An 11952-nucleotide genomic window follows, 5' to 3' on the forward strand; every position below is an offset into this window, starting at 1 on the left:
TTCCTTTTGCATAGTAGGAACCTTTTGGATACTAAAGGGCGAGGTGGGATGAAATGACGGCGCAAGCGCCATTAGCGGCGGAAAATAATTTGGCGGCGTTGCCGACGGCGGGCGAACCTTGCCCGATGGTGGACTTCGTCAATCTGGTATCGGGCAAGTGGGCGATACCGATCCTGTACCGGCTGATCGTGATCGACAGCCCGGTACGATTCAGCGAACTGCAGCGGGCGGTGGCGCCCATTGCGCAAAAAGAGCTGACGCGCCAGCTGCGGCTGTTTGAGCAGCGCGGCCTGGTGACGCGGCAGGTGTTTCCCGAAGTGCCGCCGCGGGTGGAGTATCAGGTCACCGCGCTCGGTAAGTCGCTGCGGCCGACGTTGGACTCGTTGGCCGAGTGGATGCGTCGGCACGCGCCGCAGCTGATCGGCGGCTAGTCGCCGATGCCCGGCGGGTTGATGGCGGAGCGCTCGACCTTTTCGTCGCCTTCGCCCCAGCGCTCCAGCACCTGCGCGTATTCGCCGCTGACGATGACGCCGTTGATGGCGGCGTTGATGGCGTTCACCAACCCGTTGCCTTTCTTGCTGGTAACCGCCACGTAGGCCACGCTGGGGCCGATGCCGACCATTTTGGTCTTGCCGGTCAGCGCCGCCTTGTAGGCGCCGGTGGAGTGGGGGCCGAAGAACGCGTCGGCGCGCCCGGACTGAATGCTCAGGTTGGTGGCGGCGTCGTCGGTCACATAGATCGGCTGCACCGGCGGCAGCCCGGCGGCGCGATTCTGTTTATCCCACCCCAGCAAAATGTTTTCCTGATTGGTGCCGGATCCGACGATGATCCGCAGCCCGGCGACGTCTTGCGGCCGGTTGATCGAGGTGATGTGGCTGGTGGATTTGACGTAAAAGCCCAGCGTGTCCACCCGATAGGTGGCGAAGTCGAATTTGGTCTTGCGCTGTTTGGTGACGGCGATGTTGAAGATCGCTGCATCGTATTTGCCGGCGCTGATGCCCAGCGGCCAATCTTCCCAGGAGGTGGGCACCAGATTCAGCGCCAGCCCGAGGCTGTCGGCCACCAGGCGGGCGATGTCCGGATCGCTGCCGATCAGCGTTTTATTGTCTTCGGCGAACAGCGCCAGCGGCGGGGAGTTCTCGAACGCCACCGCCACCGTCAGCTTGCCGGGCACCGCAAAGTGAAAATTCGCCGGAATCAGTGCGATAGCGGCCGGGTTCGGCTCTGCGCGTATCGGCTCTCGGTTAGCCTGCAGATCGATACCGCCCGCCGTGGCCGCCTGAACGGCAGCGCTCAGCAACAGCGCGCACAGCGCCGAAATCCTCAGTGGCATAACACCCTCTACTCTTTGTTAATCATGGGGTTACTATTGGCGGCGGCACGGGGCAAGTAAAGCAACAATAGTGAATAACCAAAGTGAAAAGATGCACAAGCGGGGCGCCGGCCTGCGCGAATCTGCAGCACTCGACGCGGAAAGTGCGCAATCAGGTTGAAAGCAGTAGAATTTGTCACTCATACTGCGTACAGCTAATTGTGTAAAAAGGAACGCCAGATGGCCGAAGAAACGATTTTCAGTAAAATTATCCGCCGCGAAATCCCTGCTGATGTGGTTTATCAGGATGAACTGGTCACCGCTTTCCGTGACATCTCCCCTCAGGCACCCACCCATGTGCTGATCGTTCCCAACGTGCTGATCCCAACCGTCAACGATGTGACCGTGGAGCACGAAGCCGCGCTGGGCCGCATGATCACCGCCGCGGCGAAGATCGCCGAACAGGAAGGCATCGCCGAAGACGGCTATCGTCTGATCGTCAACTGCAACCGCCATGCCGGTCAGGAGGTCTATCATATTCATATGCACCTGGTCGGTGGCCGCTCGCTGGGGCCGCTGTTGTCACGTTAAGCGAGGAAATCATGCGCGGTAAAAAAACTCTGCGTGGTCTGGTGGCGTTGGCGTTGCCCGCCGCGTTGCTGATGGGGTGCAGCTCGCCGTCCGGCATCGCGGTCAATCAACGCCAAACGGTGGTGATGGATCCTTCGGTGCTGACCGCCGGCATTTTGGCCGATACGCCCTCGATTTCGAACGCCTCCGGGCGGGTGATGGCGACCTCGGTGCTCAACAACAGCCAATCGACGCCGGTCACCGTGCATTATCGTTTCTATTGGTACGACGCGCAGGGGCTGGATATTCGCCCCTTCGAGAAACCGCGCGAGATCGTCGTGGCGCCCGACTCGGACGCCAAAATCTACTCGATTAACGGCAACCTGGACGCCAAAAGCGCGCGTCTGTATCTGTACCTGTAAGCGCTTGCCAGGTTTGGAGAAAAAGCATGAAAAAGTACGTCTTAGTGGCGCTGGCCGCATTAACCCTGAGCGGCTGCCTGTCGCGCCCGCCTGAGCCGGATCAGCCGCTGCCGCCGGTCACCGTCGAGCCGGAACAGCCAAAACCGCCGGTCGAGCAGCCGCAGCCGCCAACCACCGAGCCGGTGCCGCAGCCGCCGAAAATCCAGCAGCTCGACTGGCTGGGCAGCGTTCAGCCGCTGGTGGGGCAGATGCTGAAGGCCGATGGCGTCACGGCCGGCAGCGTGCTGTTGCTGGACAGCGTCAAGAACAACACCAACGGCTCGCTGCAGATGGGCAAAGCCACCGCGGCGCTGTACAAGGCGCTGGCGTCGAATTCCACCTTCAACGTGGTGCCGGAAGCGAAGCTGACCAGCGCCCGACAAACGCTGGGCCTATCGGCGGATGACAGCTTCGGTTCGCGCAGCAAGGCGATCGGCCTGGCGCGCATCGTCGGCGCGCAGTACGTGCTGTACAGCGACGTCAGTGGCGACGTGAAGTCGCCGGCGTTGGATATGCAGCTGATGCTGGTGCAAACCGGCGAGATCGTCTGGTCGGGCAATGGCGCCGTTAAACGCTGAGGCCGCGCTGCGACGATTGATGGAAACCAGACTGCCGGCGGTGAATACCGCCGGTTGTCATTTCAGCCCGGTGCAGGGGCTGACCGGCGAGAGCTGGCGCATCGACGGTGCGGGCATCACGCTGTTGGCGCGGCAGCACAGTGCGGAAAAACGCGCGCTGGGCGTGAGCCGCCGGCGGGAGGCGCGGGTCTTGCGCCGCTGCGCGCCGGGGCTGGGGCCACGGGTTTTCGCACAGAATAATCAGTGGCTTATCCTCGAATGGCTCGAAGGTGACGTCGTCACAGATGCCGAGTTTGCGGCGCTGAATCAGCGCGGCGAGCTGGCGGCGATGGCGGCGGAACTGCACCGGCGGCCGCTCAGCGGTTACCGACTGGATCTGCGACGGCAGTTCCGCCGCTACTGGCAGCAGCTGGATAGGCGGCGTTTAACCCCTGACTGGCTGCGCCTGCAGCGTCATTTTTTACGCAGCGCCTTGCCACGGCCGCTGCGCCTGGCGCCGCTGCACATGGACATCCATCCGGGCAATCTGATCGCCACCGGCGAAGGGCTGCTGCTGATCGACTGGGAATATGCCGCCGACGGCGACGTGGCGTTGGATATCGCCGCGCTGTTTCGCGGCAACGGTTGGTCGGCCGGCCAGCAGCAGCGCTTTTTGCAGCACTACGCGCGCCAGGGCTATCACAACGTCGCCCGGCTGCAGGCGCAGGTGCGCCGCTGGCTGCCGTGGGTGGATTATCTGATGCTGCTGTGGTTTGAAGTGCGCTGGCAGCAGAGCGGCGACGCCGAATTTTTGCGCTGGGGCGCGGCGATGCGCCGGCGGCTTTGTTTATCATCATCCGAATTCTGAACGAACAATAATGAAGTGAGGTGCCCGTGGGCCCAGTAATGCTAGATGTCGCCGGCTACGAGCTGGATGCAGAAGAACGCGAAATTTTGAAACACCCGCTGGTTGGCGGATTGATCCTGTTTACCCGCAACTTCCACGATGCGGAGCAGCTGCGTGAGCTGGTGCGCCAGATCCGCGCCGCCTCGCACGATCGGCTGGTGGTGGCGGTGGATCAGGAGGGCGGGCGCGTACAGCGCTTCCGCGAGGGCTTCACCCGCCTGCCGGCGGCGCAGTCGTTCGCCGCGTTGCACGATGCGCAGGAAGGCGGCCGGCTGGCGCAGGAGGCCGGCTGGCTGATGGCGGCGGAAATGATCGCACAGGATATCGACATCAGTTTTGCGCCGGTGCTGGACATCGGCCACGGCAGCGCGGCGATCGGCGAGCGTTCGTTCCACAGCGATCCGCAGCAGGCGCTGGCGATGGCGGAACGCTTTATCCTCGGCATGCACAGCGCCGGCATGAAAACCACCGGTAAACACTTCCCGGGGCACGGCGCCGTCAGCGCCGATTCGCACAAGGAAACCCCGCGCGATCCGCGGCCGCTGGCGCAGATCCGCGAGCACGACATGGCGATCTTCCGCGAGCTGATCAACCGCCAGCTGTTGGACGCCGTCATGCCGGCCCACGTCATCTATACTGAAGCGGACCCGCGTCCGGCCAGCGGCTCGCCTTACTGGCTGCAGCAGATCCTGCGTCAGGAGCTGGGCTTCGACGGCGTAATTTTCTCCGACGATCTGTCGATGGAAGGCGCCGCCATTATGGGCAGCTACGCCGAGCGCGGTCAGGCGGCGCTCGATGCCGGTTGCGACATGATCCTGGTGTGCAACCACCGCGAAGGTGCGGTCAGCGTGCTGGATAACCTGTCCCCGGTCAAAGCAGAGAAGGTGAAGCGGTTATATCATCGCGGTCAGTTCACCCGTCAGGAACTGCGCGACTCCGAGCGCTGGCAGCAGGCGCACAAGGCGCTCAGCGCGCTGAGCGAACGCTGGGAGGAGCACAAGCAGCGTTCGCAAGGGTGAATCCAGGCGCCGCATCGCGGCGCAGAGCGGAAATGATGAGGGCCGCGCCCGCGGCCCTTGGCTTGTTGCGAGGATCCACATGATTATCTATTTGCACGGCTTCGATTCCACCAGTCCCGGCAATCATGAAAAGGTGTTACAGCTGCAGTTTATCGATCCGGACGTGCGCTTTATCAGCTACAGCACGCTGCATCCGCGTCACGACATGCAGCATCTGTTGAAAGAGGTGGACAAGGCGGTGCAGCAGGGCGGCGACGCGCACCCGTTGATCTGCGGGGTCGGCCTCGGCGGCTTCTGGGCGGAGCGCATCGGCTTCCTGTGCGGCATTCGCCAGGCGATGTTCAACCCCAATCTGTACCCGGAAGAGCACATGCACGGCAAGATAGACCGGCCGGAAGAGTATCGCGATATCGCCACCAAGTGCGTGGAGGATTTCCGCGAGAAAAATCGCGATCGCTGTCTGGTGGTGCTGTCGCGGCACGACGAGGTGCTGGATAACCGGCGCAGCGCCGAATTGCTGCATCACTACTACGAAATCGTCTGGGATGAACAGCAGACGCACAAGTTCAAAAACATCTCACCCCATCTGCAGCGGATCAAGGCGTTCAAGGCGCTGGGTTAACAGTTTCATAACGCCGCCGCGAGCCGCGCTCCCCGTTTTGTACCGACGGAAAGTGCGGCTTTTTTGTACGCCAAGGTAAAGTTTTTCGTGGCAATCGGCAAAATTTAAAACTGTGACTCAGCGCTAACTATTTGAATCACAATCCCCAAAAAATCCCCGCGTCCAGCCTTTAACCAAAAAAATTTGATGTACGTCAATTTTGGTATGACCAAATAACCTCACATGTTATTCTGGCCTTAGAGAGCCGATTTATTTTAAGCGAACCCTATGTATTCTAAGGATATTATTTATTTACCCTGGAATAACAAATGGTTCACATTTAGGGGGTTATTTTGACAACGCCAAAGAAGAAAATCGTTATTGTTGGCGGCGGCGCCGGTGGCTTGGAGCTGGCGACCAGCCTGGGCCATAAACTTGGCCGCAAGAACAAAGCGGAGATCACGCTGGTGGATCGCAACCACAGCCATTTGTGGAAACCGCTGCTGCACGAAGTGGCGACCGGTTCCCTCGATGACGGCGTGGATGCGCTCAGCTACCTGGCGCACGCGCGCAACCACCATTTCAGCTTCCAACTGGGGTCGTTGACCAACATCAACCGCGAGACGCAAACGCTGCAGCTGGCGCAGATCTGCGACGAGCAGGGCGGCGAGCTGGTGCCGGCGCGCGAACTGCCGTACGACATCCTGGTGATGGCGCTGGGCAGCACCTCGAACGATTTCGGTACGCCGGGCGTGAAAGAGCACTGCATCTTCCTGGATAACCCGCATCAGGCGCGTCGCTTCCACAACGAAATGCTCAACCTGTTCCTGAAGTTCTCGGCGCAGCCGGGGCAAAAAGAGCGGGTCAACATCGCCATCGTCGGCGGCGGCGCCACCGGCGTTGAGCTGTCCGCCGAACTGCACAACGCGGTGAAACAGCTGCACAGCTACGGTTTCGAAGGCCTGGACAACAGCGCATTGAACGTGACGCTGGTGGAAGCCGGCGAGCGCATTCTGCCGGCGCTGCCGCCGCGCATTTCCGCTGCGGCGCACCAGGAGCTGATCAAACTGGGCGTGCGCGTGCTGACCAACACCATGGTGACCAGCGCCGATGCCAAAGGCCTGAACACCAAGGGCGGCGAGTTCATCGATGCCGATCTGATGGTATGGGCGGCCGGCATCAAGGCGCCGGACTTCATGAAAGACATCGGCGGCCTGGAAACCAACCGCATCAACCAGCTGGTGGTGGAGCCGACGCTGCAGACCACGCGCGATCCGAACATCTTCGCCATCGGCGACTGCGCCTCCTGCCCGAAAGAGGGCGGCGGTTTCGTGCCGCCGCGCGCCCAGTCGGCGCACCAGATGGCCTCGCGCTGCGCCACCAATATTCTGGCGCTGATGAACGGCCAAACGCTGAAGCCATACGTGTATAAAGACCACGGCTCGCTGGTGTCGCTGTCGCGCTTCAGCACCGTCGGCAGCCTGATGGGCAACCTGATGCGCGGCTCGATGATGGTGGAAGGGCGCATCGCGCGCTTCGTTTACATCTCGCTGTACCGCATGCACCAGGTGGCGCTGCACGGCTACATCAAAACCGGCCTGATGATGCTGGTAGGCGGCATCAACCGGGTGATCCGCCCGCGTCTGAAAATGCACTGATCCTGCCTTCGTCGACCAACCCGCGCCGGTTCGCCCGCGCGGGTTTTTTTATGGCGGCGCGAGGCGAACGGCGGCGGTTGTTTGATTCTTCAGCATAAGCTGTCGTCGGCATGGGTAAAATTCTTAAGATTCCTCCTAAACAGCGGCGAAACGGCCGTTTTCCCGCATTTTTGGTCCCCTTGTCTTATTGCGGGCCCTCAAATCATTGTGCAGACTTTACCTCGTTTACAGACGGCGCGTCGCGCACGCCGTAAACCGGGATACCGCAAGCCGCCCATGCGCAAAATAATAAGCGCGGTGCAGCCGGTCACAGACCCCGGACAAAATGCGTGGTAACACTTTCAGGAGGTTTCCTGTGAACAAGTCAATGTTAGCCGGTGTTGGGATTGGTATCGCTGCCGCTCTGGGGATTGCCGCGGTAGCCAGCCTGGACGTCTTTTCTGCCGGTCCGCAGTACGCGCAGGTGCTCGCCGCAACGCCGATTAAAGAAACCATCAAAACGCCGCGTCAGGAATGCCGCAATGTCACCGTTACGCACCGTGCGCCGGTACAGGATGAAAACCGCATCGCCGGCTCTGTGCTGGGCGCAGTGGCGGGCGGCGTGATCGGCCACCAGTTCGGCGGCGGTCGCGGGCGCGACGTGGCGACCGTGGTCGGCGCGCTGGGCGGCGGCTATGCCGGCAACCAGGTGCAAGGGGCGATGCAAAACAACGACGTCAGCACCAGCGTTCAGCAGCGTTGCAAAACGGTCTACGACAAGTCCCAGAAAATGCTGGGTTATGACGTGACCTACAAGATCGGTAATCAGCAGGGCAAGATCCGTATGGATCACGATCCGGGCACGCAAATCCCGTTGGATAAAAACGGCCAGCTGGTGCTGAACAGAGCCTGATCGCCACATTCGAATTAAGCCCGCGGGCAGTGTTAGTTCTGATCGTTTAACCCGGTTAAGCGAGCGGCGTTAACATTGACGCGGGTTTCTGTTTTCTGCCTGCCCAAAAATTTGCGATCGTTCTAATGTCTGCGTGCCATATCACTGGGCAAAACTTCAAAAAAGCCCCCGCGTTTGTTATATTATTGTGCAATTAAGCGGTGTGTTCGGTGCCAATCGCCGCACCGGTAAAACCCGAGTATTTCGTCTCGCAGAGATAACGACATGTTAGATTTTCGCTTTCCGACAGCGTTGCAAATGGTCCTTAGCGTCGCCGTAGCTGAGAAGCAGGGCATGCGTTCGACGAGCGCCACCCTCGCCGCCGCTCTGGAAGCCAACCCCAGCTTTATCCGCAAACTGATGGTCCCGCTGACCAAAGACGGCATCATCGTTTCCACCCTGGGCCGAAACGGCTCTATCCATCTCGGCCGCCCGGCGGAAGAGATCACCCTGCGGGACATCTATCTGGCGGTGATCGACGACAAGCGCATCTGGGCTTCCCGCCCTGAAGTGCCGGCCCGCTGCCTGGTGAGCGCCAACGCCTGTTGGTATTTCAAATCGGTGGTGAACGAGGCCGAGCAGGCCTCGCTTGCGGTGCTGGCCCGCCACACCGTGGCCGATTCGCTGGCCGAACTGGAGCGGGGCGACAAGCGCGTCTGCGCGGAATACGCCGCCGAGCAAGAGGCCGAAGCCGCCGATAAATAATCGCGGTTCGCATGCATAAAAAAGGTCGGGCAATGCCCGACCTTTTTGCATGTTAAGACGGTGATTACGCCGTCTGCGGCTGCGCTTTGCGTGCCACCAGGCGCCGGAGGGTGACGTAGAACACCGGCGTCAGGAACAGCCCGAACAGGGTGACCCCTAACATGCCGGAGAACACCGTGATGCCGGTGACGCCACGCACCTCGGCGCCGGCGCCGTGACCGAGGATCAGCGGGATGGTGCCGGCGATGAAGGCGATGGAGGTCATCACGATCGGCCGCAACCGCAGGCGACAGGCCTCCAGCGCCGCCTCGACGATGCCTTTGCCCTGCATTTCCAGCTCGCGGGCGAACTCGACGATCAGAATGGCGTTCTTGCAGGCCAGCCCCATCAGAACGACCAACCCGACCTGCACGAACACGTTGTTGTCGCCGCCGGTCAGCCACACCCCTAACAGCGCCGACAGCATGGTCATCGGCACGATCAGGATCACCGCCAGCGGCAGCGTCCAGCTCTCATACAGCGCCGCCAGCGCGAGGAACGCCAGCAGCACCGCTACCGGGAACACCACCAGCGCGGCGTTGCCCTGGGTCGATTGTTGGTAGCTCAGATCGGTCCACTGGATATTCATGCCGTTCGGCAGCAGCTTGCCGGCCATCTGCGTCAGCGCGCCCATCGCCTGGGTAGAGGAGAGCACGCGCGGATCGGCGTCGCCGATCAGGTCCGCCGCCGGGAAGCCGTTATAGCGGATCACCGGATCCGGGCCGTAGGTGGTGCCGATGCTGACCATGCTGCCGATCGGTACCATTTCGCCCTTGTCGTTGCGGGTGCGCAGGTTGGCGATGTCCTCCACGCTGTCGCGGAACTGGCCGTCGGCCTGCGCCATCACCTTCCAGGTGCGGCCGTAGCGGTTGAAGTCGTTGATGTAAGACGAACCGAGGTAGGTCTGCAGCGTGCTGAACAGCGCATTAAGCGGTACCCCTTGCGCCTTGGCCTTGTCGCGATCGATTTTGGCGTCCAGCTGCGGCACGTTGGCCTGATACGAGGAGATCGGGAACCCCATCCCCGGCGTTTGCATAATGGCGCCGGACATGGTGTTGATCGCCGTTTGCAACGCGCCGTAGCCCAGCCCGGCACGATCCTGCACGTACAGCGAATAGCCGGAGCCTTGGCCAATGCCGAGGATCGGCGGCGGCATGATTGAGAAGGCGAAGCCTTCCTGAATCTGTGAAATGCGCGCGTTGATCTCGGCGTTGATCTGCGCCGCGGTGCGGGTACGGGTGCTCAACGACTCCAGCGCGAAGAACACCGTGCCGGTATTCGGCGTATTGGTGAACTGCAGCGCATTCAGGCCGGGGAAGGCCACCGCATCGGTGACGCCGTCCACGCTCAGGCCGATGGCGCTCATCTTGCGGATCACCGCATCGGTGCGCTCCAGCGAGGCGCCTTCCGGCATCTTAACGCCGCCGATCAGGTACAGCTTGTCCTGCGTCGGGATAAAGCCGCCGGGTACGGTCTTGAACATCACGCCGGCGGCGGCCAGCAGCAGCAGATAGACGACGAACACCGCGCCGCGCCGGCCCAGCACGCGGGAGACGCCGCGCTGATAGCGTTGCGAGCCGCTGGCGAAGAAGCGGTTGAACGGCCGGAACAACCAGCCGAACAGCCGGTCAATCAGGCGTGACGGCAGATCTTTCGGCGCGCCGTGCGGTTTAAGCAAGCGCGCCGCCAGCGCCGGCGACAGGGTCAGCGAGTTGATCGCGGAGATCACCGTCGAGATGGCGATGGTGACGGCGAACTGTTTGTAGAACTGACCGGTGACGCCGGAAAGGAACGCCATCGGCACGAACACCGCACACAGCACCACGGCGATGGCAATGATCGGACCGGAGACCTCGCGCATCGCCTGGTGCGCCGCCGCCAGCGGCGACAGCCCCTCTTCGATATTGCGCTCGACGTTTTCCACCACCACGATGGCGTCATCCACCACGATGCCGATCGCCAGCACCAGCCCGAACAGGCTGAGGGTATTGAGCGAGAAGCCCAGCATATACAGCGCGGCAAAGGTGCCGACCACGGAGATCGGGACCGCCAGCAGCGGAATGATCGAGGCGCGCCAGGTCTGCAGGAACAGAATGACCACCAGCACCACCAGGATCACCGCTTCCAGCAGGGTATCCACCACCGCGCGGATCGAATCGCGCACGAACACCGTCGGATCGTAAGGCGATTTCCAGCTCATGCCGTCCGGGAAGCGGGTCGCCAGCTCGGCCATCTTGCCGCGCACCGCGTCAGACAGCTCGATGGCGTTGGCGCCCGGCGACTGGAAGATACCGATACCGACCGCATCCTTGTTATTGAGCTGGGCGCGCAGCGCGTAGCTGCCGGAGCCCATTTCGATGCGCGCCACGTCGCGCAGCCGTACGATCTCGCCGTTGTCGCCGCTCTTGAGGATGATGTTGCCGAACTCTTCTTCGGTTTGCAGGCGGCCCTGGGCGTTGATCGACAGCAGATAGTCGCTGCGCGTCGGCATCGGCTCCGCGCCGAGCTGGCCGGCGGAGACCTGCACGTTTTGCTCCTGCATGGCGCTCACCACGTCGGAGGCGGTCAGGCCACGCGCGGCGACCTTGTTCGGATCGAGCCAAATGCGCATCGCGTACTCACCGGCGCCGAAGATCTGCACCTGGCCGACGCCCGGCAGACGGGCGAGCTCATCCTTGACCTTCAGGGTGGCGTAGTTGCGCAGGTACAGTGAATCGTACTTGCCGGAAGGCGAGACCAGATGCACCACCAGCGTCAGCGCCGGGGACTGCTTCTGAGTGGTGATGCCCTGGCGGCGCACGTCTTCCGGCAGGCGCGCTTCGGCCTGCGCCACGCGGTTTTGCACCTGTACCTGCGCCTGATCGGGATCGGTGCCGGGGCGGAAGGTGACGGTGGTCACCAGCACGCCGTCGGAACCGGCGACCGATTTCATGTACATCATGTTTTCGACGCCGTTGATCGCTTCCTCCAGCGGCGTGGCCACCGTTTCAGCGATCTCTTTCGGGTTGGCGCCCGGGTATTCGGCGCGCACCTGCACGCTGGGCGGCACCACGTCCGGGTACTCGCTGATCGGCAGCAGCGGGATGGCGATCGCCCCAGCGACAAAAATCAGGATCGACAGCACCGCGGCAAAGATCGGCCGGTCGATGAAAAAACGGGAAAAGTCCATGGGTCAGAAGTCTCTGCTGGGAG

At 61.9% G+C, this 11952-nt stretch carries 12 protein-coding genes; 10 read left to right on the forward strand and 2 right to left on the reverse strand.

What is annotated here, in order from left to right; translation table 11 throughout:
• The first annotated feature begins 53 nt into the window (after nt 1-53).
• Nucleotides 54-431, forward strand: coding sequence for a winged helix-turn-helix transcriptional regulator (locus WCL58_RS17325; RefSeq protein WP_072265396.1), 378 nt, complete (start codon nt 54-56; stop codon nt 429-431).
• On the opposite strand, the gene WCL58_RS17330 is transcribed toward WCL58_RS17325, so the two are convergent.
• Nucleotides 428-1333, reverse strand: a complete 906-nt coding sequence (locus tag WCL58_RS17330; protein WP_087762327.1) for a transporter substrate-binding domain-containing protein — start codon at nt 1331-1333, stop codon at nt 428-430. The genes WCL58_RS17325 and WCL58_RS17330 overlap by 4 nt on opposite strands.
• A 219-nt stretch (nt 1334-1552) precedes the next feature.
• Here WCL58_RS17330 and hinT point away from each other — a divergent pair, with 219 nt between their 5' ends.
• The 9 genes from hinT (at nt 1553) to WCL58_RS17375 (ending at nt 8721) form a co-directional block, all read left to right on the forward strand.
• A complete protein-coding gene (hinT, locus tag WCL58_RS17335; protein WP_004928776.1) occupies nt 1553-1903 on the forward strand; it encodes a purine nucleoside phosphoramidase in 351 nt (116 codons plus the stop codon).
• A gap of 11 nt (nt 1904-1914) precedes the next feature.
• Complete coding sequence (locus WCL58_RS17340; RefSeq protein ID WP_060419506.1) at nt 1915-2304, forward strand: YcfL family protein; 390 nt, start codon at nt 1915-1917, stop codon at nt 2302-2304.
• A 26-nt stretch (nt 2305-2330) separates the two neighbouring features.
• On the forward strand, nt 2331-2921 hold the full coding sequence (lpoB, locus tag WCL58_RS17345; protein WP_336851422.1) for a penicillin-binding protein activator LpoB: 591 nt from the start codon (nt 2331-2333) through the stop codon (nt 2919-2921).
• The gene (thiK, locus tag WCL58_RS17350; protein ID WP_336851423.1) at nt 2902-3768 is read left to right on the forward strand and encodes a thiamine kinase; all 867 of its coding nucleotides are present in this window, start codon (nt 2902-2904) and stop codon (nt 3766-3768) included. Before lpoB ends, thiK begins: the two co-directional genes overlap by 20 nt.
• A gap of 38 nt (nt 3769-3806) precedes the next feature.
• Nucleotides 3807-4826, forward strand: coding sequence for a beta-N-acetylhexosaminidase (gene nagZ, locus WCL58_RS17355; protein WP_033646434.1), 1020 nt, complete (start codon nt 3807-3809; stop codon nt 4824-4826).
• Between the two features lie 79 nt (nt 4827-4905).
• Nucleotides 4906-5448: an alpha/beta hydrolase YcfP gene (gene ycfP / locus WCL58_RS17360; protein ID WP_033638056.1), complete on the forward strand. Its 543-nt coding sequence runs from the start codon at nt 4906-4908 to the stop codon at nt 5446-5448.
• A 332-nt stretch (nt 5449-5780) separates the two neighbouring features.
• On the forward strand, nt 5781-7085 hold the full coding sequence (locus WCL58_RS17365) for an NAD(P)/FAD-dependent oxidoreductase (protein ID WP_004928794.1): 1305 nt from the start codon (nt 5781-5783) through the stop codon (nt 7083-7085).
• 355 nt (nt 7086-7440) lie between these two features.
• Nucleotides 7441-7977: a glycine zipper 2TM domain-containing protein gene (locus tag WCL58_RS17370; RefSeq protein WP_168166356.1), complete on the forward strand. Its 537-nt coding sequence runs from the start codon at nt 7441-7443 to the stop codon at nt 7975-7977.
• Nucleotides 7978-8241: 264 nt separating this feature from the next.
• Nucleotides 8242-8721 carry an RrF2 family transcriptional regulator gene (locus tag WCL58_RS17375; protein WP_060432120.1) on the forward strand — a complete coding sequence of 160 codons (480 nt, stop codon included), beginning with the start codon at nt 8242-8244 and terminating at the stop codon, nt 8719-8721.
• Nucleotides 8722-8785: 64 nt separating this feature from the next.
• On the opposite strand, the gene sdeB is transcribed toward WCL58_RS17375, so the two are convergent.
• Complete coding sequence (gene sdeB, locus WCL58_RS17380; RefSeq protein ID WP_336851424.1) at nt 8786-11929, reverse strand: multidrug efflux RND transporter permease subunit SdeB; 3144 nt, start codon at nt 11927-11929, stop codon at nt 8786-8788.
• Nucleotides 11930-11952: the final 23 nt, after the last annotated feature.

This window comes from Serratia sp. TMDUHS_CL (assembly GCF_037137105.1).
GTDB lineage: Bacteria > Pseudomonadota > Gammaproteobacteria > Enterobacterales > Enterobacteriaceae > Serratia > Serratia nevei.